General features: G+C 68.6%; 26 protein-coding genes. 18 read left to right on the top strand and 8 right to left on the bottom strand.

Going from position 1 to position 24,835, the window contains the following annotated elements:
• Window positions 1-91 precede the first annotated feature (91 nt).
• Window positions 92-1,564 (top strand): GntP family permease, encoded by a 1,473-nt coding sequence (locus tag ACFRMN_RS18165; RefSeq protein WP_383020326.1) that lies wholly within the window; start codon window positions 92-94, stop codon window positions 1,562-1,564.
• A 129-nt stretch (window positions 1,565-1,693) separates the two neighbouring features.
• On the opposite strand, the gene ACFRMN_RS18170 is transcribed toward ACFRMN_RS18165, so the two are convergent.
• Window positions 1,694-2,134 (bottom strand): MarR family winged helix-turn-helix transcriptional regulator, encoded by a 441-nt coding sequence (locus tag ACFRMN_RS18170; RefSeq protein ID WP_383020329.1) that lies wholly within the window; start codon window positions 2,132-2,134, stop codon window positions 1,694-1,696.
• A 219-nt stretch (window positions 2,135-2,353) separates the two neighbouring features.
• Here ACFRMN_RS18170 and ACFRMN_RS18175 point away from each other — a divergent pair, with 219 nt between their 5' ends.
• Both ACFRMN_RS18175 and ACFRMN_RS18180 read left to right on the top strand, forming a co-directional pair.
• On the top strand, window positions 2,354-2,980 hold the full coding sequence (locus tag ACFRMN_RS18175) for an isochorismatase family protein (RefSeq protein WP_383020332.1): 627 nt from the start codon (window positions 2,354-2,356) through the stop codon (window positions 2,978-2,980).
• 120 nt (window positions 2,981-3,100) lie between these two features.
• Window positions 3,101-4,414: an Nramp family divalent metal transporter gene (locus ACFRMN_RS18180; RefSeq protein WP_383020334.1), complete on the top strand. Its 1,314-nt coding sequence runs from the start codon at window positions 3,101-3,103 to the stop codon at window positions 4,412-4,414.
• A 248-nt stretch (window positions 4,415-4,662) separates the two neighbouring features.
• Here ACFRMN_RS18180 and ACFRMN_RS18185 read toward each other — a convergent pair whose 3' ends face one another.
• From ACFRMN_RS18185 to ACFRMN_RS18205, 5 genes are all read right to left on the bottom strand, one after another.
• The gene (locus ACFRMN_RS18185; protein ID WP_383020336.1) at window positions 4,663-6,378 is read right to left on the bottom strand and encodes a chitinase; all 1,716 of its coding nucleotides are present in this window, start codon (window positions 6,376-6,378) and stop codon (window positions 4,663-4,665) included.
• Between the two features lie 220 nt (window positions 6,379-6,598).
• Window positions 6,599-7,042 (bottom strand): hypothetical protein, encoded by a 444-nt coding sequence (locus tag ACFRMN_RS18190; RefSeq protein WP_383020339.1) that lies wholly within the window; start codon window positions 7,040-7,042, stop codon window positions 6,599-6,601.
• A 223-nt stretch (window positions 7,043-7,265) separates the two neighbouring features.
• Window positions 7,266-7,688 carry a DUF3592 domain-containing protein gene (locus ACFRMN_RS18195; RefSeq protein WP_383020341.1) on the bottom strand — a complete coding sequence of 141 codons (423 nt, stop codon included), beginning with the start codon at window positions 7,686-7,688 and terminating at the stop codon, window positions 7,266-7,268.
• A gap of 9 nt (window positions 7,689-7,697) precedes the next feature.
• Window positions 7,698-8,342: a hypothetical protein gene (locus tag ACFRMN_RS18200; RefSeq protein ID WP_383020344.1), complete on the bottom strand. Its 645-nt coding sequence runs from the start codon at window positions 8,340-8,342 to the stop codon at window positions 7,698-7,700.
• Between the two features lie 28 nt (window positions 8,343-8,370).
• Window positions 8,371-9,840 carry a hypothetical protein gene (locus ACFRMN_RS18205; protein ID WP_383020346.1) on the bottom strand — a complete coding sequence of 490 codons (1,470 nt, stop codon included), beginning with the start codon at window positions 9,838-9,840 and terminating at the stop codon, window positions 8,371-8,373.
• A 520-nt stretch (window positions 9,841-10,360) separates the two neighbouring features.
• On the opposite strand from ACFRMN_RS18205, the gene ACFRMN_RS18210 reads away from it, so the two are divergent.
• From ACFRMN_RS18210 to ACFRMN_RS18275, 14 genes are all read left to right on the top strand, one after another.
• Window positions 10,361-11,230: a hypothetical protein gene (locus ACFRMN_RS18210; RefSeq protein ID WP_383020349.1), complete on the top strand. Its 870-nt coding sequence runs from the start codon at window positions 10,361-10,363 to the stop codon at window positions 11,228-11,230.
• A gap of 319 nt (window positions 11,231-11,549) precedes the next feature.
• Complete coding sequence (gene cpaB / locus ACFRMN_RS18215) at window positions 11,550-12,260, top strand: Flp pilus assembly protein CpaB (RefSeq protein ID WP_383020352.1); 711 nt, start codon at window positions 11,550-11,552, stop codon at window positions 12,258-12,260.
• A 7-nt stretch (window positions 12,261-12,267) separates the two neighbouring features.
• On the top strand, window positions 12,268-13,524 hold the full coding sequence (locus tag ACFRMN_RS18220; protein WP_383020355.1) for a CpaE family protein: 1,257 nt from the start codon (window positions 12,268-12,270) through the stop codon (window positions 13,522-13,524).
• Between the two features lie 38 nt (window positions 13,525-13,562).
• Window positions 13,563-14,045, top strand: a complete 483-nt coding sequence (locus ACFRMN_RS18225) for a TadE/TadG family type IV pilus assembly protein (protein ID WP_383020357.1) — start codon at window positions 13,563-13,565, stop codon at window positions 14,043-14,045.
• A gap of 3 nt (window positions 14,046-14,048) precedes the next feature.
• The gene (locus tag ACFRMN_RS18230; RefSeq protein WP_383020360.1) at window positions 14,049-14,420 is read left to right on the top strand and encodes a TadE/TadG family type IV pilus assembly protein; all 372 of its coding nucleotides are present in this window, start codon (window positions 14,049-14,051) and stop codon (window positions 14,418-14,420) included.
• 105 nt (window positions 14,421-14,525) lie between these two features.
• Window positions 14,526-15,866 (top strand): CpaF family protein, encoded by a 1,341-nt coding sequence (locus tag ACFRMN_RS18235; RefSeq protein ID WP_383020363.1) that lies wholly within the window; start codon window positions 14,526-14,528, stop codon window positions 15,864-15,866.
• Window positions 15,867-15,970: 104 nt separating this feature from the next.
• Window positions 15,971-16,912 carry a type II secretion system F family protein gene (locus ACFRMN_RS18240; protein ID WP_383020365.1) on the top strand — a complete coding sequence of 314 codons (942 nt, stop codon included), beginning with the start codon at window positions 15,971-15,973 and terminating at the stop codon, window positions 16,910-16,912.
• Window positions 16,913-16,930: 18 nt separating this feature from the next.
• Window positions 16,931-17,818, top strand: a complete 888-nt coding sequence (locus tag ACFRMN_RS18245; protein ID WP_383020595.1) for a DUF5936 domain-containing protein — start codon at window positions 16,931-16,933, stop codon at window positions 17,816-17,818.
• A 77-nt stretch (window positions 17,819-17,895) separates the two neighbouring features.
• Window positions 17,896-19,239, top strand: a complete 1,344-nt coding sequence (locus tag ACFRMN_RS18250; protein ID WP_383020368.1) for a sensor histidine kinase — start codon at window positions 17,896-17,898, stop codon at window positions 19,237-19,239.
• A 66-nt stretch (window positions 19,240-19,305) separates the two neighbouring features.
• On the top strand, window positions 19,306-20,388 hold the full coding sequence (locus tag ACFRMN_RS18255) for a response regulator (protein WP_383020370.1): 1,083 nt from the start codon (window positions 19,306-19,308) through the stop codon (window positions 20,386-20,388).
• 248 nt (window positions 20,389-20,636) lie between these two features.
• A complete protein-coding gene (locus tag ACFRMN_RS18260; RefSeq protein ID WP_249948079.1) occupies window positions 20,637-20,876 on the top strand; it encodes a hypothetical protein in 240 nt (79 codons plus the stop codon).
• Window positions 20,873-21,529 carry a pilus assembly protein TadG-related protein gene (locus ACFRMN_RS18265; RefSeq protein ID WP_383020373.1) on the top strand — a complete coding sequence of 219 codons (657 nt, stop codon included), beginning with the start codon at window positions 20,873-20,875 and terminating at the stop codon, window positions 21,527-21,529. Before ACFRMN_RS18260 ends, ACFRMN_RS18265 begins: the two co-directional genes overlap by 4 nt.
• Before the next feature lie 29 nt (window positions 21,530-21,558).
• Window positions 21,559-22,155 (top strand): hypothetical protein, encoded by a 597-nt coding sequence (locus ACFRMN_RS18270; RefSeq protein WP_383020376.1) that lies wholly within the window; start codon window positions 21,559-21,561, stop codon window positions 22,153-22,155.
• Window positions 22,155-22,811, top strand: a complete 657-nt coding sequence (locus tag ACFRMN_RS18275) for an OmpA family protein (protein WP_383020378.1) — start codon at window positions 22,155-22,157, stop codon at window positions 22,809-22,811. The genes ACFRMN_RS18270 and ACFRMN_RS18275 overlap by 1 nt, the downstream gene beginning before the upstream one ends.
• A gap of 90 nt (window positions 22,812-22,901) precedes the next feature.
• On the opposite strand, the gene ACFRMN_RS18280 is transcribed toward ACFRMN_RS18275, so the two are convergent.
• Entirely contained in the window at window positions 22,902-23,093 is a 192-nt protein-coding gene (locus tag ACFRMN_RS18280) for a hypothetical protein (protein WP_383020381.1), read from the bottom strand.
• A gap of 9 nt (window positions 23,094-23,102) precedes the next feature.
• Window positions 23,103-23,954, bottom strand: coding sequence for a Scr1 family TA system antitoxin-like transcriptional regulator (locus ACFRMN_RS18285; RefSeq protein ID WP_383020384.1), 852 nt, complete (start codon window positions 23,952-23,954; stop codon window positions 23,103-23,105).
• Window positions 23,955-24,235: 281 nt separating this feature from the next.
• Between ACFRMN_RS18285 and ACFRMN_RS18290 the strand changes: the two genes are divergently transcribed.
• Entirely contained in the window at window positions 24,236-24,760 is a 525-nt protein-coding gene (locus tag ACFRMN_RS18290; protein WP_383020387.1) for an ATP-binding protein, read from the top strand.
• Window positions 24,761-24,835: the final 75 nt, after the last annotated feature.

A 24,835-nucleotide genomic window follows, 5' to 3' on the forward strand; every position in this document is an offset into this window, starting at 1 on the left:
TCTTACGCGTTCCCACGCCGCCGTACGGCACGGCGCCCGCCGACCGGGCGTCGTGCCGTGATCCCCCCATGCCCACGACCAGAGGCTCCCCATGCTGCTCGCCGCTGACGCACCACCGGAGACCCCGCCCCACACAGGGGGTCTGCTGCTCCTGATCGACGGCACCGCCGGTCTGCTGACCGTCGCCGCCCTCGGCATCGTCCTGTTGCTCTTCCTGATCATCAAGGTCAGGCTCCAGCCCTTCGTGGCGCTGCTCGGCGTCTCCATAGCCGTCGGCCTCGCGGCGGGCCTCTCCGTCACCGAACTCTTCGGTACGGTCCAGAAGTCCGCCGCCGTCTCGATGATCGAAAGCGGGATGGGCGGCATCCTCGGCCATGTCGCGATCATCATCGGACTCGGCACCATGCTCGGCGCGATCCTCGAAGTGTCCGGCGGCGCCGAGGTGCTGAGCGCCCGGCTGCTGAATCTCTTCGGCGAGAAGCGCGCCCCGCTCGCCATGGGCGTCACCGGTGTCGTCTTCGGTATCCCGGTCTTCTTCGACGTCGGCATCTTCGTGCTCGCGCCGATCGTGTACGCCGCCGCCAAGCGGTCCGGCAAATCGATCCTGCTGTACGCGATGCCGCTGCTCGCCGGCCTATCGATGACCCACGCCTTCCTGCCCCCGCACCCCGGCCCGGTCGCCGCGGCCGGACTCTTCGAGGTGGACCTCGGCTGGGTCATTCTGATGGGCGTCGTCGTCGGCGTCCCGGCCGTCCTCGCCGCGTGGGCCTATGCCGCCTGGATCGGGAAGCGCATCTTCGTCGAGGTCCCGCAGGACATGGTCGAGGCGGCGGAGGAGGCCAAGGCCGCGGTAGCCGCCGAGCAGCGCGCCTCGGGTGTCACCCCCCGGGAGACGCCGGTCGCGCTCGGCACGGTCCTCGCGATCATCGGCACCCCGCTGGTCCTGATCCTGCTCGCGACCTTCTCGTCGATCGCCCTCGACCCGTCGACGGGCCGCTCGGTCATCGAGTTCTTCGGCCACCCCTTCGTGGCGCTGACGATCGCGCTGCTGCTCGCGTACTACCTGCTGGGCATCAGGCGGGGCTGGTCCCGCAAGTCACTGGAGACGGTCTCCACCGCCTCGCTCAAGCCGGTCGGCAACATCCTGCTCGTGGTCGGCGCCGGCGGTGTCTTCGGTGCGGTCCTCAAGGGCAGCGGGATCGCGGACGCCCTCGCCGACACCTTCAACGACGTCGGCCTCCCGGTCATCCTGCTGGCCTGGCTGATCTCGGTCGTCCTGCGGGTCGCCCAGGGCTCGGCGACGGTCGCGATCGTCACCACGGCCGGCATCGTCGTCCCGCTGGTCGAGGGCCAGGGCCTCTCGCAGGCCTATCTCGCCCTGATCATCATGGCGATCTCGGCCGGCTCGATCTTCGCCTCGCACGTCAACGACGGCGGGTTCTGGATGGTCGCGAAGTACTTCGGCATATCGGAGCGCGACACGCTGAAGTCCTGGACGGTCCTGGAGACCGTGCTGTCGGTGGCGGGCTTCGTGGTGGCGGCGCTGCTGAGTCTGATCATCTAGGTCCTGTCGGCAGGACAGAACACCTACGGGCCAGGGCCCGAGGGCCTGGTTGACCGTAGCGGTCCGGTCGCATCACGCGGCCGGGCCGCTTCTTCGCGTGAGCACCGCGCGTGTGCTTCGTGCGTGAGCTCAGTGGGTGTCGCGCTGGAGATCGGCGACCTGACCGAGCGCGTTCTTGAAGGCGGTGTACTCCGGCTCGCCCAGTGCGCGCGCGTGGCGCTCCTCGATGCCTCGCATGATGGATGAGGCGGCTTCCATCTGGAGCAGACCGCGGGCCGCGGGGCAGATCAGTTTGGCGCGCCGGTCGGCGGGGTCGGGCCTGCGCTCGACGTACCCGAGGCGTTCCAGGTCGTCGATGAGGGTTCCGATGACCTGCTTGTGCTGTCCGGAGAGCCGGGACAGCTCGCTGGCGCGGATGCCTTCGCGCTTCAGGTGGGCGAGTACGGCGCCGGAGCGTGGCTGGATGTCGTCGAAGCCCTGCTCGGCGAGCCCGGCGTACAGCTCGCGCTGCACGGAGAACAGCACGCGCGCGGCGAGCACGCCGATGTCCGGCTGTGCGACCTCCGTCATCCGCCTTCTCCCGTCCCGGCGGTCATCCGCCTCTTCTCGCCCCACTGACCGGCGATTTTAGTCGTCGCCCGGCGCGCCTCGGCGACCGCGTCCCGGCCGGCCTTGCACTTCGGGGCGGGGTCCTCTACCGTGAAATAGTCACTGATTTTGACTATCAATATTGGTGACCATATTACTCGGGGGCTCACTCATGGGCTGAGCTGACTCAAGGAGCGGAAGATGAACGAGCGCAGCAGGTTCCTGGACCCGATCACGCGGGAGAACGCGGCCGTGGTGCTGGTGGACCACCAGGTCGGTCTTCTGTCCGGCGTACGTGACATCCCTGTCGGCGAGCTGAAGCACAACGTGGCCGCCCTCGCGAAGGCGGCGGCCGCGCTGGACATCCCGCTGGTCACCACCACCACGGCGGCGGCCAGCATGTGGGGACCCACCGCGCCGGAGCTGGTCGAGGCGCTGCCCGCCGGACAGGAGATCATCGACCGGAGCACGGTGAACGCCTGGGACGACGAACGGGTGCGCGGGGCCATCGAGGCGACCGGACGGCGGAAGCTGATCTTCGCCGGGGTGTCGCTGGAGGTGTGCGCGGCCCTGCCCGCGTACTCCGCCCTCGCGGCCGGGTACGACGCGTACGTCGCGGTGGACGCCTCCGGCACCTTCAGCGCGACCAAGCGCGAGGCCGGACTGCTGCGCATGCAGCAGGCGGGCGTCGTCCTGAGCGACTACTCCACGCTCATGGTGGAAGCCCTCGCCGACAACGCCGCTCCCGAGGCCGGAGCCGTCTACGCCGCCCTGGACATGCCGTTCGCCGTCCTGGTGGGCCAGATCTCGGCGGCCTACCGCGGCTAGGTGTTCCGTGACCGGACTCCCGCCACCGAACCCTCACCGCAGGCCCTCTTGCGCGATCATCGTCACCCCGCTTTGGTGACTCGGGTCACGTACGGAGACAAGCGGGAGGCGACGACACGTATGGCAGACACCACGGACACCGGCACGAATGAGGCCGTCTCCCGTCCGCGCAAGTCGAGTTGGACGTACATCGGCCCCGGCATCGTCGTCGCGGCGACCGGTGTGGGCGCGGGCGATCTGGTCGCCACGCTCATCGCGGGCAGCAAGTTCGGCTACACCCTGATGTGGGCGGCGGTCATCGGCTGCGTCGTCAAGATCTCCCTGGCCGAGGCCACCGGCCGCTGGCATCTCGCCACCGGCCGCACCCTGTTCGAGGGCTGGCGCAGCCTGGGCCGCTGGACCACCGTGTATTTCGCGGTGTACGTCGTCGTCTGGGGCTTCGTCTACGGCGCCACGGCGATGTCCTCCAGCGCGCTCCCGATCGTCGCGCTCTTCCCCGACGGGCCGGGGCTCAAGACGTGGGCGGTCATCACGGGCCTGATCGGGCTCGTCTTCGTCTGGTTCAACCAGTACGCCGTCTTCGAACGGGTCATGACGGTCCTGATCGGCGTGATGTTCGTGGTCGTCATGTACGTCGCGATCCGCGTCGTCCCCGATGTCGGCGCGAGCTTCGCGGGCCTGCTGCCGGTCCTGCCGGACGGCTCACTGCTCTACACACTCGGCCTGATCGGCGGGGTGGGCGGCACGATCACCATGGCCGCGTACGGCTACTGGGTCAACGCCAAGGGCTGGACCAACACCGGCTGGATGAAGGTGATGCGTCTCGACAACCGGGTCGCGTACATCACCACCGGCCTCTTCGTCGTCGCCATGCTGATCATCGGCGCCGAGCTGCTGCACTCCTCCCAGATCGCCCTGACCAAGGGCGACCGCGGCCTGATCGACCTCGGCACGATCCTGGAGGACCGCTTCGGCCCGACCACCGCCAAGCTGTTCCTGATCGGCTTCTTCGCCACGTCGTTCTCGTCGCTCATCGGCGTCTGGCACGGAGTCAGCCTGATGTTCGCGGACTTTGTGGAGCGGATCCGCAAGGACCGCGTGGGGGCGGCGGCGGACGAGGCCAGGAAGACGACGGAGGAGGTCGCCTCCGGCGAGCGCGAACGCTCCGTACCGTTCCGCGCGTATCTGCTCTGGCTGACCTTCCCGCCGATCTCCCTCCTCTTCCTGGACGAGCCGTTCGGCCTGGTGGTCGTCTACGGCGTGCTGGGCGCGTTCTTCATGCCGTTCCTGGCGCTGACGCTGGTGTGGCTGCTCAACTCGTCCCGCACGCCGAAGGAATGGCGGAACGGCATGCTGAGCAATGTGATGCTGACGGCGGCGGGGCTGCTGTTCATCGTGCTGTGCGTGCAGCAGGTGCGGGACATTCCCTGGTAGGGGCTTATGGCTTGTCCCGGGCGGCCTTGATGGCGTCGAGCCACTTCCGCGCGGAGAGCGTGTACGGGTGCTCGGCCGCCCCGTCGGTCTCCGGTCCCGGACACACGGCAGCGCCGTCGGGTGGGGTTCGACGGCGCTGCCGGCCCTGTGGGGGGCTCGGGGTGGTGTTGCGGACTGCGGGAGGCGGATTACGGGAGACGGACTACGGGGGAGACGGACTACGGGAGGCGGATTACGGGGGAGGCGGACTACGGGAGGCCGTGGACGTGCGGGCCGACCGCGTTGGACCAGGCGTTGCCCGCCGTCGCGTCCCAGTTGGTGGACCAGGTCATGGCGCCACGGATGCCGGGGTAGGTCCTGGACGGCTTGAACGAGCCGCAGCCGGTGCCCTTGGCCAGGCAGTCCAGCGCGTTGTTCACGATGGACGGCGCCACGTAACCGCTGCCCGCACCGCGGGTGGAAGCGGGGACGCCGATGCCGACCTGGGACGGGTCGAGTCCGCCTTCGAGCTGGATGCAGGCGAGGGCCGTGAGGAAGTCGACGGAGCCCTGTGAGTAGACCTTGCCGTCGCAGCCGAGCATGGAACCGCTGTTGTAGTACTGCATGTTGACGACGGTGAGGATGTCCTTCACGTTCAGCGCGGTCTTGAAGTACTCACCGGCCGTCGACTGCATGTCGATGGTCTGCGGCGCCATCGTCAGCACCATGCCCGCGCCCGCCTTCGCGGACAACTGGCGCTGAGCCTTTGTCATATAGGTGGAGTTGAGGCCGTTCTCCAGATCGATGTCGACGCCGTTGAAGCCGTACTCCTGCATCAGGGCGTAGGCGCTGTTGGCGAAGGCGGTGGCGGAGGCGTCGCTGTTGACGGAGATGCTGCCCTTCTCCCCGCCGACCGAGATGATCACGGACTTGCCCGCGGCCTTCTTCGCGGCGATGTCCGCCTTGAAGTCGGCGACCGAGGCGTAGCCGACGGCCGGGTCGAGGTTGAAGGTGATCTGGCCGGGCGTGGTCGTGGCGTCGGCGAACGAGACGGCGATGATGTCGTACTGCGACTGCACGTCACGGAGCTTCTGGACGGCGGCGCCGTTGTTGAAGTTCTGCCAGTAGCCGGTCACCGCGTGCTTCGGTACGGCCGGGTTGCCCGGGTTGCCGCCGCCGCTCTGGGCGGTCCTGCCAGTGACGGTCGCGGACCTCGCGGACTCACCGGCCGCGTTGGTGGCGGTCACCTGGAAGTCGTACGAGGTGTCCGCGGCCAGCCCCGTTACGGTCGAGGAAGTGCCGCTCGCCGACTGGACCTTCGTACCGGCGCGGTAGACGTTGTAGCCGGTCGCGCCGGACACGGCGGTCCAGTTGAGGGTCACGGACGACGAGGTCACCGACCCGACCGCCAGCCCGGAGGGCGCGCCCGGTACCTGCGGCTCCGGGTCGCCGCCCCCGCCGCCGTCGGGGCCGAAGACGGACACGTCGTCGGCGTAGTAGGCGCTCTGGCCGTACCACCCGTGGGTGTAGACGTTCACGGACCTGGTCGAGGCGCCGGTCCTGAAGGTGGTGGTGAGCTGCTTCCAGCCGGAGCTGTCAGGCGTCCAGGTCGACACATCGGTGGTGCCGGTTCCCTCGGCCCCGAGATACGCGTACCCGCCCTGGACCCAGGCGCTCAGCGTGTACGTCGAGTTGGGCTGTACGGCGACGGCCTGGACGCACTTGGCGTTGTCCTGGCCGCCGGGGGCGGCCCGGAGCGCGGCGGCGCCTCCGTGCACGGGAGATCCGACGGTGGCCCCGCTGCCCGCGGAGCAGGTCCAGTTGGTGAGCCCGGACTCGAAGCCCGCGTTCCTGGCCACATTGACGTCGGCGGCCTGCGCGGTGCCGGTGAGCCCGGTCAGGCTCAGCGCGCCGGCGGCCAGCACGGCCACCGTCCCGCCGAACCACGTTCTGATACGTCCTCTGCCGCCTGGTGCGCGTTCCACTTGCTGCCTCCGGCTGGTGTTCGGGGATGGAGGTACGTGAGAGGGGGAACGGTGGCCACCGTCGGGCGTAAAACTGGTCCAGACCAATCAAGTTGTCAAGACCTGTGGCAGCAGCTCGTATACGAAGGAGTGGCGGCAGCGCCCCGGAAGCCGGCCCTCCAGGTGCCATTACTCCGGCGCGGCGCACCAGCCGTCAGTCCTCCGGAGCCGGCCCCAGGCGTCAGTCCTCCTGAAGCCGTTCCACCGCGTAACCGGTCACACACCCGACCACCAGCACCGCGTTCGACATCAGCAGCCCCTCGGCCGCCAGATCCCGCCACTGGAGCGACAGGTTGAGGGCCTGCGCCGCCACCGGCACGGTCAGGACCGCCGTCAGATGCTGCGCCGTGGCGTCGCGGAACGGCTCATGATGGACGCGTCCCGCCGCCCAGGCGGCGACGGCGACGCAGACGGCGTTCGGCAGATGGATCAGCAGCAGGCGGCCGAGGAACGTCTCCAGCTTCTCGTCCGAGGCCAGGTAGTCGTAGACCAGCGTGGCCTGGAAGTACTCCGTGATGAGCAGCATGACGATGCCGGCCGCCCACGCGCGCACGATCGCGAGGACCGGCGCTCCGCCGCCGTCGTCCCGGCGCGAGGGCGCCCTCGGGTAGTCGTACCGCGTCATCGCCTCTCGCCTCCGAACGGGTGGGTGAACAGATCGCCGTGCATCGAATCCCCGTGTCTCAGATCGTTTCGCTGTCGATTTCCAGGGCCCGGGAGCCGCGGTGCCCCGGGCCGGTCGGCGCGTCCCAAACCACGACAACATGTCTCCGACCGCGACAACATGTCTCGGACCGCGACAACGTGTCTCGGACCGCACTGACATGTCGTGATCGCCGTGATGTGTTTCAGATCGCCGTGAACACCAGCACCGCCGCGAAGCAGGCCGCCGCGAGCCCGCACCCTGTCACCAGCAGTACGTACTGCGCCACCGGCGACCAGTTGCCGCGCCCGGCGACCGTCGCGGTGCGCTCGGGGGCCGCCGGGTCGTACGCCACCGTGACCCGCGAACCCACCCGCACCGCGCCCGTCGCCAGATCCTCGAACTCGACGCTCCGCCCGTCCGTGGTGCGGAAGGTGAAGACGTACCGGCGCGCGTCCGAGCGGTTGTACGGCTCGCTCTCGATCCGTACGCAGGTGCCGGGCGCCCGGCCGCCCGCCCGGCGCGCGCGCGTCACCGCCGCCAGCCGCCGGGCGTAGTGGGCCGCCAGCCAGCCGAACAGCAGGGTCATGCCCCCGAAGAAGACGTAGTCACCGCCCGGTATGTCCATGTCGGCCGCCTACTTGAGGGTGATCGAGTCGATGATCTTCGTGAGATCGCCGTCACCGAGTCTCCCCTTGGCCGCGTCGACCCGTACCGCGTACGACTTCTTCGCCGAGTCCAGACCCGCGACGATCATGCCCTTGATCCGGGAGCCCTTCTCGGTGAACTCGAAGTCGATGCGCCGTGCCTCCGTCCTGCCCTCGGGGCCGGCGACCTCGATCTTCCGCTGCTTGCCCAGCGTCGAGCCGAGGGCGATGCCCGCCTCGGCGCCGATCGCCGCTTCCTCCGCCGAGTCGGCGTTGGTGAAGTCCAGCTGGACGGTGATCATCCCGACGTCCTTGCCGTCCTCCGCGAGGGTCGCAGCCGCCGCGTTGTACTCGCTCCGCTCACCCGCGCTCTGCGGTGTGAAGGCGGGTGGGTGTGCGACCGTGACCGCCGAGGTCTTGAGCGTGCCCCACCCCTCGGGCACCACGCCGGCCGTCGTGTCCGTACCGCACCCGGCCGCGAGTGCGACGACGGCGGCGCAGGCGGCGGCCACGGCCGGCCACCGGGGCGATTTCCCACTGGTCGCGGTGCTCGGGCCGCTGGGGCCGTTCGCGGTGCTCGGGCCGTTCGGGCTGGTCGGGGCGGCGGTCGGGGTGGTTGTGGCGGGTGTCCTCATGGCTGGTGTGCTCCTGTCGCCGGCCGGGTCAGTTCGCACAGTAGCTGTACGGGAGATAGGTGCGGCTGTCCCCATGGGGTGCCCCCAGGAACTGCGCCTTGTCGAGCGTTTCCTCCTTCTTCTCGGTGGAGACCGAGAAGCCGAGGCTGAGTCCCAGGTTCAGTTCGAAGCCGTACTCCGCGGCCTCCGTCGCGCCGGTGTAGTTCGTCCGGCTGGAAAGCCCCTCGTCGAAGAGCAGCCGCCCGAACGGATCGTCCGCGCCGGGGCGCTTCGTCGGGGCGTGGTCGTCGAACATGTAGGTGAAGGGCGCGGCGTTGTCGCCGTGGCCGTCCAGCCACTCCTGGGCGATCCCGCGCTGCTTGTCGCCGGCCGAGCCCGGCGGGATGACGACCGAGTTGGTGACGACCTCGATACCGGTGGACCCGTCGGTGCCCTTCGCCCCGCCGCTGCCGCCGCGCTTGTCGTCGCCGCCCTTGCCGTTGTCCCCGCCGATCTTCGCGCCGTCCTTCGTGGCGCCCTTCTCGACCGTGCGGGTCATGTCGATGCGCAGCAGTTCGCCGGTCTTCTTGTCGTGCGTGACGGTGATCGTGCCGGTCCGCGTGGTGGACGCGGAGGCGTCCCCGCTGAGGGGCCCGGCCTCGTACCCGGCCTTGCCGCCGTACTCGACGGCCGCGCTGTACGTGTACGCCTTCGTGCCCTTGAAGTCGTTGTCGGTCCAGGTCGCCTCGGGCGAGAACTTGAAGTTGCCGCCGAGGGTGGCGCTCAGCTTCTTCTCGTCGCCCGCCGTCAGCTTGAGCCCGCCCGCCGCACTGGCCTCCAGGCCGACCTTGCCGTAACTGATGTGGCGGTTGCCGAGCTTCTCCTCGATACGCTCGCGCAGCTCCTCCTCCTTGGCCATCGGGCCCTTGCCGAAGAGGTAGAGGATGCTGTTGCCGAGGCCGCCGCCGCGCGCGTTGGTGTTGCGGTTGGCCAGCTCGTACGTCTTGAGTTCCTCGATGTCGTCACGGAACGACTTGGCCTGCTCCTCGCTGTCGAAGACCCAGGTGTCGCCGTTGGTGACCTTGATTCCGGCGCCGAGTTCGACCTTGTCGGCGCCGAACTTGCCTATTTTCGCGCCCGGTTTCCAGTCCTTCTTGGCGGCGACGGAGGCGGCGTCGGTGAAGGTCATCATGACTTGCCGGTCATTCGCGTCGACCTTGCCGTCCTTGTTGAGGTCCTTGTTGGACCGGAACGTCGTCTGCTGGAAGCCGTACTCCTCGCCCCACTCGATGAAGAGGACCTTCGCCTTCGCGCCCGCCTTGTCGGTGACGGAGGAGATCTGGCAGAGCGGCGGCTCGTAGTCGGCGTCGGTCCTGGGCGCGGACTGGTCCCGTTCCCCGCCGCCGCCCGTGTCGCAGGGGCCGCTGAAGGTGATGAGACAGCGCAGGCCGTCGGCGAGGGTCTGGTCGACTCCCGTACCGACCAGTGCCCCGACGACCGCCGCCACGACCACGATCACGCCCGCGTACTCGGTGGCCGTGGCCCCTCGGTCACGCCCGTGCCCCGGTGGCAGCTGTCGTCCCGTGCGGCGGCCCGTCGGTTGTCCCGCCCGGCGTCCAGTCGGGCGTCCCGTGCGGCGCTCCATCGGGCGTCCCGTCCGGCGTTCCGTCGGGCGTCTCATCCGGCGTTTCATCCGGCCCGTCCCCCTCCGTGACCGAGTGCCTTTCGCACGCGGAATCGGAATGGGAGCGTACGGGCGCGAGTCATGCCCGTTCGTGGGTCCCTGGGCCCAACTCGGGCCCAAAGCCGAGCGATTGGATGCGGAATTCGACCAAATGAAATATTAGTTGAAACGGCAGTGAACAGCTGACTGCTTCGTCCGGCTTTGCCGGAGGTTGCCGCCCGAACCCTTGGCATCGTCATCTGATAGGTGTTCTCTGCACAGTACGAGGTGGATAAAGTGCTGAAGCAGAAGCACCCAGCAGGAGAGAACTGCGGCCGTCGGGACTCCGGCGGCCGGAGCCGAACGGGGAACCAGCGTGCCGACCGCGATTGCTGTCACCAGTCCTGATCTGGTGCTACCACCGACGGACCAGCAGACGCCGACCGCGGCGCTGCTCCAGTCACCCGACGCCCAGCCACTGGACGCCGCGCTCGCCGACACGCAGGTCCTCGTGGAGCAGCACGGCTATGTCGTGGCGCTCTATCCCGCGTCGATCACGGCGGCTCATGAACGACGTCTGCACACCGTCAGGTCGGTCCTGGAGACCGACCGGATCGCGCTTCTCAAACTTGATCTGCCGCCGCTCGGCGTGGCCGTGCTCGTGCGCCAGCTACGGCAATTGTCCATTTGTGACTTCAGTGCCGGAATCGTCGCCTCCGCGGCCCGGCTGCTCTCGCACTACATCTACGCCGGAGCGCTGCTCAACTCCGTGACCAGGCTCGACCGGGTGCCCGTGAGCCTCAAGACCCACGCGAAGTCCTGGGTGCCTGGCTCCCAGTTCGGGGTGCTCGCCAACCCGACGCCCCAGCTGATCAAGATCGGCGGGTCCGGTGAACTCGCGGGTCCCGACTTCGGGACCCAACTGCTCGTCGCGAAGGGGCAGTCGCAGTCCGACTGGGTGACCAAGACCCTCGCGCCCGCGTGGCAGGTCCAGGGAATCCAGGACTGTGCCCTCCCGGCGGATTCACGGCGCTGGTGGGGGACTTCCAAGATGGTTGAGTTCGCCGCCTTTCTGCCCGATATCTCCGTTCTCTATCAGTTGGTCTCCTCCGTACGAAGAGAGGTGTGTTCCTGGTGCGGTATCGAACTCATAGGTGACCGCTGCGGATTCTGTTCCGCGCCGCTCACGCCGCCCGAGAACCAAATGGGCGCCGCGGGTGTCCTGAACCGCGGAACATCCACCTAGGCGGAAGCGCGGCGGCGTGGCGCCGCGCGCCGACGGGAGCGCTCCGTTCGCGTCCCTCCGGCCCCCTGGGTCCTGCTTCCTCCCCGTCCTCCCCCGACTCCCGATACCCCCATCCGCACGGCAGACTCCCCCGCTCCGGGTTCACGCACAGATCTCACACATCGCTCTCGCAACCCGCCCGCACGGCTCGCCCTCATACATACCGCCGTCACACATACCGCCGTCACACATCCCGCCGTCACACATCCCGCCGTCACACATCCCGCCGTCACACATCCCGCCCTCACACTCACGTCACCCGAACGAGGTTGTCCCGCTCATGAATTCACGGCAACGCCGCGGCGTCATACTCCTTCTCCTCTCGGTCCTCTGCGCCTTCGCCGCGTTCGCCGGTGTCCTCTCCGTGATAAGCGACGTGAATTCGAAGGTCGGACCCGAGGTGGCCGCGTACCGGCTGAAGGCGGACGTCGCTCCGTACACCCCGCTCAACGAGGGCCAGTTCGAGAAGATCAGCATGCCCAAGCGCTGGCTCTCCGAGAACGCGGTGACCGATCTGGCCGTCGTCAACGGAAAGATCGCCGTCACCCAGCTCAAGCAGGGCTCGCTGCTCCAGGACGACATGATCGTCAATCGGCCCGCGCTCGCCAATGACGAGCAGGAAATCGCCATCATGATCGACGCGTCGACCGGTGTCGCCGGGAAGATCCTCCCCGGCGACCTGGTGAATATCTTCGCGACCTTCGCCGCCGACAACCGGGACGGCCAGGCCCAGTCCCGGATCATCGTCCCCAACGCCAAGGTCCTCGACGTCGGCAAGCTCACCGCACTACAGCCCGACGAGGGCAACAGCAGCCGCAGCGCGGCCACCAAGGCCGTGCCGATCACCTTCGCGCTGAAGACGAAGGACGCCCAGCGCGTCGCGTACGCCGAGTCCTTCGCAAAGCACGTACGCCTCGCGCTCCTCGCCGACGGCAGCCCCACCACGCTGCGCCCGGGCGAGAACACCTACACCCTCGAAGGGGACAAGTGAGGGACGCATGAGCACCAGAATCCTGCCGGTCGTCGGGGACGCCGATGCCGCCCGGTCCATCACGACGCTGCTCAGCCAGCTCCCCGACGCCGAGCCGGCCGCACCTGTCGGTGACTCCACCTCGCTGATCGACACCCTGGCCAGGCTGGCCGCCGAGTCGATCGAGGAACTGCCGGAAGTGGTCCTGGTCCATGAACGGATCGGTCCGGTACCGGCGCTCGAACTGATCCGGGAAGTGGCCCTCCGCTTCCCGGCCGTCGGGGTCATCCTCGTCACCACGGACGCCGGCCCCGGCCTCTTCGCGGCCGCCATGGACTCCGGCGCCCGCGGCCTGGTCGGGCTGCCGCTCTCGTACGAGGAACTGGCCCAGCGCGTGCAGGCGGCGGCGGCCTGGTCGGTGGGGGTACGACGCCATCTCGGCCAGGGCGCCGACGTGTTCACCGGCCCCGGCGGTACGGTCATCACGGTCAGCGGCGCGAAGGGCGGCGTCGGTACGACCACGGTCGCCGTCCAGCTGGCCCTGGCGGCGCGGGCGTCCGGCATGAACACCGCGCTCGCGGACCTCGACCTCCAGGCAGGCGACGTCGCCTCGTACCTCGATGTGCAGTTCCGGCGGTCGATCGTGGACCTCGCCTCCATCCAGGACATATCTCCCCGGGTGCTCCAGGACGCCGTCTACATCCACCCGAGCGGGATAGGGATGCTGCTGGCGCCGGGGGAGGGGGAGCGCGGCGAGGAGGTCAACGAACGGTCCGTACGGCAGATCGTCAGCGCGCTCCGCAACCGCTACGAGGTCGTCGTCGTCGACTGCGGCACCCAGATGAACAGCGCCAACGCCGCCGCGATCGAGATGGCCGACACCACCTTGCTGCTGACGACCCCCGATGTGGTGTCGGTCCGGGCGGCCAAGCGCATGGTGCGGCTGTGGGACCGGCTCCAGATCCGCAAGGCGGAGGAGACCGTGATAGTCGTCAACCGCCACACGCGCAATACCGAGATCCAGCCGCCACTGATCGAACGGATCACCAGCACCCGCGTCGCGCGGGTCACGATCCCGGCCAACTTCAAGGAACTGCAGGCCGCCGTCGACGCCGGCCGGATGCAGGACCTGGAGTCCAAGTCCACGGTGAAGCAGGCGATGTGGGGACTGGCCGGGGAACTGGGGCTGGTGAAAACGTCCGAAGGCGGGGAGAAGAACACCAAGTTCAAGGGAGACCGCGGATCGGTCGGGGTCCTGCGCGGACGATCGAGGCAGCAGGACTGATGAGGCCAGCCCACCAGCCGGAGGGGGAGCGTTGAAGCATGAGTGTCCCAAGAACAGACGCACGACGATCACAGAGATACGAAGAGGACCCGGCCACCCTGCCGGCCACGCGGCCGACCACCCGACCGGGCGGCGGCCGCTCGCGCGCTGAGCGGCCGGGGCTTCGCGACGACCGGGGGCAGGTCGCCGTCGAGTTCGTCGGCATGGTCCCGGTCATCCTGGCCACGGTGATCCTGCTCTGGCAGGCCGCCCTGGTCGGCTACACCTTCTCGCTCGCGGGCAACGCGGCGGACGAGGCGGTGCGGGCGTACACGGTGGCGGAGCCGGAGTCGGCCAACGCGGACTGCGAGCGAGCCGGGACCGAGGACCTTCCCGGGGCCTGGACCGCGGAGATCCATTGCGAGGACGACGGCGTGGATCTGGTGAGGGCCGAGGTCAACCTCGACGTGCCGGTGCTCTTCCCCGGCCTCAACATCCCGGTCACCGTTCCGGGCCGGGCCTCGGCCGTGAGGGAGAGCTGACCCATGGTGAAGCGCACAGCGCGCGACGCGCGCGAACGGGGACAGGTCGCCCTCGAATACGTCGGCGTCATCACGCTGCTGCTCATCGTCGCCCTCGCCGCGATCCAGCTCGGGCTGGCCGGGTACGCCGTACAGCAGGCGAGTACGGCGGCACGGGCGGCGGCCCGCGCGGAGTCGTACAACGATGTCACCATGTCGGCCGAAGCGGCCGGCAAGGCCGCGACGAGCGAGTGGCTGGAGGTCGACATCCCCGAACCGCGCGTGAACGGCGACGAGGTGACGGTGACCGCGGAGATCACGGTCCCGGTCATCCTGCCCATCATGAAAGACCTCCTCCCCAAGGCCCGGAGGAGCGCCACGATGCCTCTCGACTGACCCGGCCGTCCGGCCGCACGCCGGTCACGGACGTACCGCCGCACCAACCCACACACGCATCACCGCACCACCCGAGCACACCAGCAGAACCTGGGAGTTGAGGACATGAGCCTGCGGGCGCGCATCAACAGCCCCGAGCCGACGAACGGGCACAGCGAGGAGAGTCTTCTCGTCGGGGTCTACCGCGCCAAGCTCCTGGAGGAGATCGACCTTGCCGAGATGTCCGCGCTCGCCGCGGCCGAGCGCCGGGCCCGCCTTGAGCGGGTCCTGAGCCACATCATCAGCAGGGAGGGCCCGGTCCTCTCGACCGTCGAGCGGTCCCAGCTCATCCGCCGGGTCGTCGACGAGGCCCTTGGCCTCGGCATCCTGGAGCCCCTGCTCGAAGACGCCTCCATCAGCGAGATCATGGTGAACGGCGCGGACCAGGTCTTCGTCGAGCGCGGCGGCCGGCTGGAGCAGCTGCCGATGCGGTTCACCTCCAACGAGCAGCTGATGCAGACCATCGAGCGCATCGTCTCCACCGTCAACCGCCGGGTGGACGAGGCGAATCCAATGGTCGACGCCCGACTGCCGTCCGGCGAGCGAGTGAACGTGATCATTCCGCCGCTCTCGCTGACCGGGCCGATCCTCACCATCCGGCGCTTCCCGAGGGCCTTCACCCTCCACGAGATGATCAGCCTCGGTTCGCTGGACGAGCAGATGATGATCCTGCTGGCCGGACTGGTGCGCGCGAAGTTCAACGTGATCGTCTCCGGAGCCACCGGTACGGGAAAGACGACGCTGCTCAACTCCCTCTCCGGACTCATCCCCGACGGCGAGCGCATCGTCACCATCGAGGACTCCGCCGAGCTCCAGCTCCAGCAGTCCCATGTGATCACGCTGGAGAGCCGCCCCTCGAACGTGGAGGGCAAGGGCCAGGTGACCATCCGCGACCTCGTACGCAACTCCCTGCGTATGCGCCCCGACCGCATCATCGTCGGTGAGGTCCGCGGCGGCGAGACGCTCGACATGCTCCAGGCCATGTCGACCGGCCACGACGGCTCCCTGGCCACCGTCCACGCCAACAGCGCGGAGGACGCGCTGATGCGACTCCAGACCCTGGCATCGATGTCGGAGGTCGAGATCCCGTTCGTGGCGATCAAGGACCAGATCAACAGCGCCGTCGATGTCATCGTGCAGCTCACCCGGCACGCCGACGGCTCCCGCCGGGTGACCGAGATCGCCATCGTGGACTCGCACGGCCGCGAGGAGTACCGGATCGTCTCGGTCTGCCGCTTCATCGCCCAGCCCATGGCGCCGGACGGGCGGGTGCACGGGAAGTTCGAGTACTACCCGCTGCCGCGCCGGATCGCCGAACGCCTGCATCTGAAAAGCGAATCCGTACCACCGGCCTTCGGGACCGCGGAGTCGGAGAAGGAATTGGCCGTACGGAAGACGGCGGCCTGACACCACTCACCGCTTCACCCCCACGTCCCGCCGACCCCACCCAGAGCCCCAGAGCCCAGAGCCCCAGAGCCCTCCCCCGTCCATCGAGAAGGTCCCCGCACGACATGGATAATCTCCCGCTCCTGACGATCGGTGTCACACTGCTCACCTGTGTGCTCGCGGTCATCGGCGTGCACGTCTACTCGTCGGGCAAGGCCCAGCGGGAGGCGCTCGTCGAACGTATGTCCCATACGGGGCAGATCGCGAACGCGACCGGCCGACGCCGTCGTTTCGCCGCTGTCGACCGCCAACTGCGAAGCACCCAGCTGGGCAAGCGCACCGAGCGCAAGATCGCCGCCACCGGCCTCGATCTGACGCCGGGTGAGTACGTCGTCTATGTGATCGCCGGTCTGCTCGCCCTGTATTTCGTGATCGGCGCGATATTCGCGCCGTTCTTCGGCCTGCTCGCGGCGCTGATCGGCGTCTGGGGCGGTAACGCCTTCCTCAACTGGCAGCGCACCAAGCGCACGGAAGCCTTCATCAGCCAGCTGCCCGAGCTGACCCGCGTGCTCGCCAACGCGACCCAGGCAGGTCTGGCGCTGCGTACCGCCCTGGAGATGGCGGCGGAGGAACTCGACGACCCGGCGGGCGAGGAACTCCGCCGGGTCGCCAACCAGCTTGCCGTCGGACAGAGCCTGGACGACGCACTCGGCGAACTCGCCGACCGCCTTCCGTCCCGCGAACTGGTCGTCCTCGTCACGACACTGGTGCTCTCCAGCCGGGCCGGCGGCCAGGTGGTCACCTCCCTGCGCAACCTCACCGAGACCCTGGAGGAACGCAAGGAGACCCGCCGTGAGGTCACGACGATGCTGTCCCAGGTCAAGGTCACCGCTCTCGCGGTCCCTCTGCTCGGCCTCGGCTTTCTGCTGATGATCAACACCACGACGCCGGGCGCGCTGGACAAGATGACCGGCTCGACGCTGGGCCAGATCGGCACCGGCGTCGCCTTCGCCATGTACGCGGTCGGCTATCTCCTGATCGGGCGACTGTCCCGGGTCCAGGTCTGAGGCGGGAGAGGACACATGATGGGACTTCTGCTCTCGGTCGCCGTGGGGCTGGCCGTGTACGGCGTCTTCCACGGCATCCGTATGTACCGTGCGGACGCCAAGCTCCCGAGCGACCTGGCGGTCGCGCTGGAGGTCGGCGCCACGCGGACGACCGCCGTGGGATCCGGTATCGACCGGCTCGGCATGCGCTGGGCCCCCAGTGTGCTCGGCATGATGGGCCCGAAGCGGGTCGAAGCCCTGCGCCGTCGGCTCGACATGGCCGGCAACCCGGGCGGTATGACCGTCGACCGCTTCGCCGCCCGCCGGGCCGTCTACGGAGCCCTGGGCGTGCTGGCGGCACTCGCGATGGTCTCCCGGGGCCAGACGGTCGTCGGGCTCGTCGCGGTGGCGTACGGTCTGGCCTGGCCCGATGTGATCATCTGGGCGGCCATCCGCAGGCGTAAGTCGGATATCGAGCGCACGCTGCCCGACTTCCTGGACGTCCTCGCCGTGGTCGTCTCGGCGGGGCTCGGTTTCCGCCAGGCGCTGGAGCGCGTCGCCGACAAGTACACCGGTCCCTGGGCCGACGAACTGAGCATCACCCTGCGCCAGATGGACATGGGCGTCAGCCGCCGGGAAGCCTTCGAACAACTCCGCAAACGCAATGCCTCGGAGCAGGTGTCGATGTTCGTCACGGCGCTCCAGCAGGGCGAGGAACTGGGTGCTCCCATCGTGGACACACTGATACAGATCGCCAATGACATGCGCCGCGCGGACGCCCAGAACTCCCGGCGCAGCGCCGCTCAGGCGGTACCGAAGAGCACGCTCGTGGTGACCATGGTGATGCTGCCGGCCACCATGATCCTGATCGTTCTGAGCTTCTACTACGGCTCCAACGTCGATTTCGGAAGCATTCTCTCCGGGTAGTTCGACAGGACGTCACCTCGTCGCCATCCACATGTCCGACCATCCGACCGCACTCCTCCGAAGGGGAGGTGATCTCGATGGGTCAGAAAACGCTCACGCTCACCGGCGGAAACACCAATGAGGTGCCGCGTTCGGCCACAGCGGCCCCGAGCCATGTGCCCTCTCTCCCGATCCAGGTCAACGCTCTCCAGGCGTTGTGCCGTCAGGTGTTCGGCTTCCGGCTCGCCATGATCGCGCTCGCCGCCCCCTTCGCCCTGGCCCGTACCGCGCCGGGCCTCGCCACCTGGCTCGTGGGCTCGGCCGTGATCGTGACCTTCATGCTCTCCTACGTGCTGCTGCGCGACTGGGAGCGCTTCGGGCCGTTCCTGCTGCGCCATCCCGTGCTGCTGGCGGCCGACATGCTTTTCGGCGCGCTCCTGCTCATCACGGCGTCCCCGGACTCGACGCTCGCGTACGTCACCATGTGCACCCCGCTGCTCGCCGGGCTGGTGTACGGCTGGCGCGGCGCGGCGCTGTTCGCCGTACTCCAGTCACTGATCGTGGCCGTCGCGTACACCGTGAACAGCGAGGCGGAGGCGGGGTTCAGCGCCCTTCTCCTGCCGGGGCTCTGTGTGATCGCGGGGGCGATCGGCAGTACGTTGCGCAGTCTGATGCTGGGCTTCGGCACCGCGAGCCAGGCCCTGACCGAGGCCCGCGCCCGGCTCGCGGTGCACGGCGCCGTCGAGGAGGAACGGGCACGGCTCGCCCGGGAGATGCACGACTCGGTGGCCAAGACGCTCCATGGTCTGGCCCTGGCGGCGGACGGTCTGGCGCATTCGGCGGACCGGATGGACCCCCTCACCGTCAAGCATCAGGCGGAGCTGGTGGCGCGCTCGGCCCGGCGTGCCGCCGCCGAGTCACGGGAACTGCTCTCCGATCTGCGGCGTGAGTCCGGGCTGGACGGCGGGGTCGACGTACTGGCGGAACTGCGCTCCCGCACCGAGGACTTCGCCCGCCGCCATGGCGTCGAGGCGACCTTCGGGCATCTCGGTGAGGTAACCGTGCCGCCCATTCCGCACGCCGTCGCCCGGCACGCCCTGACGATCGCGAGCGAGGCGATGGAGAACGCGCACCGCCACGCGAACCCGACCTATGTCAATGTCTCGGCCGGGGTCGTCCGCGATCTCCTGCGCATCAGCGTGTACGACGACGGACAAGGTCTGCCGCCGGGCACCACCCTCGACGACCTGCGGCGGGCCGGCCACTTCGGCCTCGTCGGCATGGTCGAGCGTGCGGCTTCCATCGGGGCCCGTATCCGGATCGGCAAGGGCCGGGCCGCGACGGGCACGGAAGTACGTCTGGAACTGCCGCTCACCGCACTGCGAGTCACCCATGACAGCCGGCCGGCCCCACAACCGCACCCCGCTCCACAACTGAACTGACAGCGAAGGCCCCGCACACAGCACCGACCAGCCACCGTTCCCACACCTTGAGAGGAGGCCGCAGCCATGCCGGACGACACCTCCAGAAGCTCCGGGCAGCACTGGACACAGCAGGCCCACGCATCGCAGCACACGTCCTCGCACGCCACACCGCTGAGCTCGGAACAGACAGCCGGAGTCCCCACATCCGCACCGCCGGCGGCATCCGGAGAACTCCCCGACTTCCCCCATGCGATGCCGGCCGCGCCGCCCCTGCGCGTCGTGGTCGCCGACGACAACCCGGTGGTACGGGCGGGACTCACCGTCCTGCTCTCCGGACGTGACGACCTGGAGGTCGTCGCGGAGGCATCGGACGGCCGCCAGGCGTACGAACAGGCCGTACAGCACCGCCCCGATGTCATTCTGCTGGACGTACGGATGCCAGGAGTCGACGGCATCTCCGCGCTGCCGCATCTGGTGCGGCTGGCGCCGGTTCTGATGATGACGTACAGCCGCGAGAGCGAGATCGTCCACGAGGCGCTGAGACTGGGCGCGGGCGGCTATCTGGTCCACGGCGAGTTCACGGCCGACCAACTGGTCCACGCCGTACGCGACATCAAGCAGGGCCGGGCCCACTTCACCTACTCCGCCTCCAGCGCGCTGCTGGCGACGGTACGGAACGGCCCCGGGTCCAGCGGTGGGCCGGCCGGACTGCCGGAGGGCCTGGGCACGGCGTTCACGGGCTCGGGGTATCGCCCTGCGGCAGCGCTTCAACCATCTGCACCTGCATACGGCACACCGTCCAACCCTGTTCCGCCCTTTCCCTCAATGAACGCCCAGCCAGGGCATGTTGATCAAGAGTTGAACTCGCAACAATCTCCTTCAGAGTCTTTGCTTTCGCAAGCTGGTGTGGGACATTCTTCTCGGGGGCCACAGGCAGGGCACCCCGAGGGGCCGTACTCCGAACTGAGCCAGCGGGAGGTGGAGATCATGGATCTGATCGCGTCGGGCATGACCAATCAGCAGATCGCCGCCGCCTGCTTCATCAGCCAGAAGACCGTCAAGAACCACATCAACCGCATCTTCACCAAGCTGAACGCGGGCAGCCGCGGCGAGGCCATCGCCCTCTGGCATGGGATTGCCCAGGGAAGGCCGGCCGGCCATGGCTGAGCGCACAGACGCCCACCGGGCCGCACGGACGGTGGATGGGGCAGCGGAGGGGACGGCGGAGGGCAGGGCCCAATCCCCTTATTGGGTCCGTGGTTGGGCCCTGAGGCCCATGTCGGAGGCTGCCTCCCCGGCGTACTTTTCTCATGTCGCCAGCGACACCGGCCAGGAGGAAGCCGGCAGCGCGAACGACAACAAAGACTCGTACGAGTCGGCCGGTACGCGGCCGGCCGACACCGGAGGAGAACACCATGTCGAACATCACGCTGAAGGCCGCCACCGCCACCAAGGTCTACGTCGGCACCTGGGCGAACACGGCCGTCACGGCGATGAAGGCCCGTCGCGACAAGGGACAGGGCGCTGTCGAGTACGTCGGTGTGATCGTGCTGGTGGCGCTGATCATCGCGGCCATCGTCGGCACGGACGTGGCTTCGACCATCGCCGATGGGCTGACCGAGAAGGTCGGCGAGATCCTCGGTGGCGGGGAGTGACACGTAGCACTTCCAGCGAGTCAGGGCAGGCCGCTCCCATCTACATCACGATGGTGGCGGGCCTGCTCTTTCTCGCGCTCGCGTTCTTCGCGGTCGGTCAGGCCGGTGCGACACGCAATGAGGCTCAGGGAGCCGCGGACGCCGCTGCCTTGGCGGCGGCCCAGGAGTCACGTGATCTGTTCCGTGACGGTCTCCTGGCGGGACTGCTGGACCCCGAATTTCTGGATGACGTCTTCAACGGCGACCCGATCGGCACAGAGGGCGGCTGCCAGGCCGCGACCCGGTTCGCCGACCAGAACGGTGCCGATGTGCTGCCGGGCGAATGCCGGCAACTGGACGATGGCCGGTGGGGTTTCCGGGTCCGTGTCCGCACCCAGGAGCCGATGGGCCCCAACATCCTCTCGGAGACCGAGGACAAGCACGCCGAGGCCGTGGCCACGGCGGTTGTCGTACCCCGGTGCAGCTTCGAGCCCGCCGAGGAAGAGCAGCAGCCTGAGGACGGGGAGGAGTCGGAGGACTCGGACGACGCCAAGCCGGCGTCCCCGGGCACGCTCGACTGCGGCGGCAGCACGCCCTGGGACATCGATCCGGAGCATCTTGACCTTCTCCCGGACATGGCCGATCTATTCTCCGTCCGACTGGCCCAGGACTGACCGCGAGCGAACGCAAAGGAATGGCACTCATGAGTATGTGGCACGGAGCGAAGGCGCGCAGGGCTGCGGCGGTGGCCCTCGCGGCCACCGCGCTGACCGTCTCTCTGACGGCCTGTGGCGGTGGCGGGGGGGACGGTGCCAAGGAGGATGGCGAGGGCTCCGCGTCCGCCAACCCGAGTACGAGCACTCCGAAGGACGACGGCGCCGGCGGTGAGACACCGGACACCAGCCAGGTCCTGGCGACCATGCGCGCCGCCAACGGGCTCGAAATCATCATCCACTCCGCCGAGCGCGACGAGGGCGGCTTCCTCACCGTGAACGGCACCCTCACGAACACGGGCTCCAAGCAGGAGTACGCGCCGGTCAGCTGGAACGGCAGGGAAACCCAAGTAGCCCGCACGGGAAGGTCCTTCGCCGGTTTCACGGTCGTGGACAAGGCGGAGAAGAAGCGTTACTACGTGCTGCGCGACACGGACGGCTATCCACTGACCACCACGGGCGTCGTGAACGTCAAGCCCGATGAGAAGGTCGCCATCTTCGCTCAGTTCCCCGCTCCTCCTGACTCCACCACACAGGTCGACCTCCAGCTCCCGATGATGCCCACCGCCACGATTGAGATCTCCTGATGGGTGCCACGACATCCCGCGTGCGCAGGGTCTCCAGGCGCCCGGCGGTGACGGTTGTCGCCGCTGCCGTGCTCTTCACCAGTGTGCAGTTCACCATGGCCGCGGGGGCGCGTGCCGATGAGACTCCGAGTACCCCGCCCGGTACGGAGTCCACCTCGCCACCACCCCAGGTGGACGGCAAGTCCTCCGGTCTCAAGCTCCGGGCAGGTGCCACCCTCGCGCCGGCCAAGGTGCTCGACATCATCTCGGTCGTCGAGTCCGAGGGCGGTGAGGAGCGCCGCGAGGACACGAACGAGAACGTGAAGTTCGCGCTCCAGGCCGAAGTCCTCTTCGGCAAGGACAGCGCCAAGCTGTCGGCCGCCGCGAACTCCCGTATCGCCGCCATCGCCGAGGAGATCAAGAAGCAGAGCGCGACGAAGGTCCGGGTCTTCGGCTTCACGGACAACCTCGGCTCCGCCGCGCACGGCGACGTGCTCTCCAAGCAGCGCGCCGAAGCCGTGCACGGTGTGCTTCAGCAGCAACTGACCTCCGCCGGGATCACCTTCGAGATCCGCGGCTACGGCGAGCAGTACCCGATCGCGGACAACAGCACCGAAGAAGGCCGCAAGAAGAACCGTCGCGTGGAGGTCTCCTTCCCGCGCGGGGAGAGCTCGTAGCCTTCCGGCTCACTTACCGAGGGGGTGGGTCCGCGACCGGTTCGCGGACCCGCCCCCTCGGCGCGTACGCGCTCGGAGCAGTCGGAGCAGTCAGAGCAGGTGGTCGGCCTTGCCGGCCTTGATCTCGCGGATCAGAGTGCGCAGGGCGTCGCGGCTGTCGGTGAGGTAGTGGTCCTCCTGGCCGCGTACGGAGATGTAGCCGTTGCCGTCGTCGTCCGTGCCTATGCGGAAGCAGTTGTTGCCTTCGCCACAGAAGGCGTCTTCCCAGTGGATCTCCGACATGTCGACCTCTCAGAGCTCGTGTGCGATCCCGTGGATGAAGTCACGCGACTGTTCGGTGCTCAGAGCGTGCGTCTCCATCCAAGCGAAATGCGCGCGGTATTTCGCGAGTTCGCCCTCGGCGTGGCTGAATACGGGGCCATGGGCCGAGTCGAGCTGAACGGTGTCCAATTGCGGCACCGGTCCCTCGGCGTAGAGGACAGCATGACCGGCGCCCGGGAAGGCCCCGGCCTGAACGGGCAGTATGCGTAGTTCGATGTTCTCGCGCTCGGACATGGCGCACAGATGCCGAAGCTGCTCGCGGGTGGCCCGGCGCCCGCCGAACTGCATACGGAGCGCCGCTTCGTGGACGTAGCCGACGTACCGCACCGGGTCGGTCCGGTCGAGCACCCGGCGGCGCTCAAGACGGTGGGCGACGCGCAGCTCGATATCGGACGTGGGGAGCGGAGGGAGGACGGCGGAGAACACGGCGCGTGCGTAGTCGCTCAGGTGCAGCAGCCCCGGCAGGTGAACTGTCTGGAGCGTGCTCAGGCGCGTGGCATGCCACTCCAACTCGGCGATGTCCAGGAGCCCTTGAGGCAGGGCGCCCCGGTACGCCTCCCACCACCCCTTGCCTCTGGCCATCGCCATCGAGGCGAGGGCGTCCACCAGGGCCTTGTCCTCGCATCCGTAGTTGCCGGAGAGCCTACGTACGCGTTCGACGCTGAGCCCGGAGCGGCCGGACTCCATGTTGGGCACGTTGGTGCGAGGAACCTCCAGCAGCCCGGCAGCGAACTCCGTGGTCATACCCGCCGCCAGGCGCATCTTCCGCAACTCCGCGCCGAGCCGGCGTTGACGCTCCGTAGGTGAACTCCTCGGCGGCATTCCGCCCCTCCTGGTCATTCCTGCCTGAGTGATCTCAGTCTGCCGGTGGGGTGCTTACCCGTTCCACCGCGGCCTGACGACATCCACAGAAGAGTAGTACACGTACTCCCGAATGCCCTACAGTCAGTAACGCATCGCTCACGCAGGTGAGCTGGAAGTGCATCACGCGGTCCTGCCCGCAGCTCCTTCCCTGGGAGGGGCGGTCCCGCGTCAGGGAGACAAGCCACCGCTCAGCCGCGTCGCGGAGAACCACCCGACTCACCCGTCCGAGGGAGACAACCATGCCGCTCACGCGCGCCACGCACTGCCCGCTGGCCCAACCCGTCCTCGCCAACGCGGGCCTCGCCGGCCGCCGCCGCAACCGGCCGCCCCGCCCCGAGGGCCTGGCCTACAGCTTCACCCTTCCCGGTGAACCGCATTGCGCGGCCACCGCGCGTACGACGATCCGGTCCGCCCTCTCCGTGCACGGGCTCGCGCCGTACGCGGACCTGGCCGTACTCGCCGCCACGGAACTGATCGGCACGGCGGTCAAACTGACGCCGGGCCGGGAGCTCTACCTCTCCCTCCGCCACCGCGCGGGCGCCGTCCGCCTCGTCCTCTGGGACGAGCATCCGCGCCACACCGACCCCGACGACGTGAGCCTCTGCGCGGCACGCCGCCGGGACGCGCTCTGGTTGCTCGCCGCGTGCGTCGGCGACTGCGGGGGCGAGTGGGGTACGACGGAGGCGGAGCCGCCGCAGCGAGGGGTCAAGTCGTGGGCGGTACTGCCGTGTCGGCGCCTCGACGGACGTGGGACGCGCCTCTGAACCGGCCTTCGTCGGGTTGGGGCCCGGGACCTGGCTGTGGGTCCCGGGCCCGCGCGCATCGCCCGTCCATGCTGC

This window comes from Streptomyces sp. NPDC056835 (assembly GCF_042789485.1).
Taxonomy (GTDB): Bacteria; Actinomycetota; Actinomycetes; order Streptomycetales; family Streptomycetaceae; genus Streptomyces.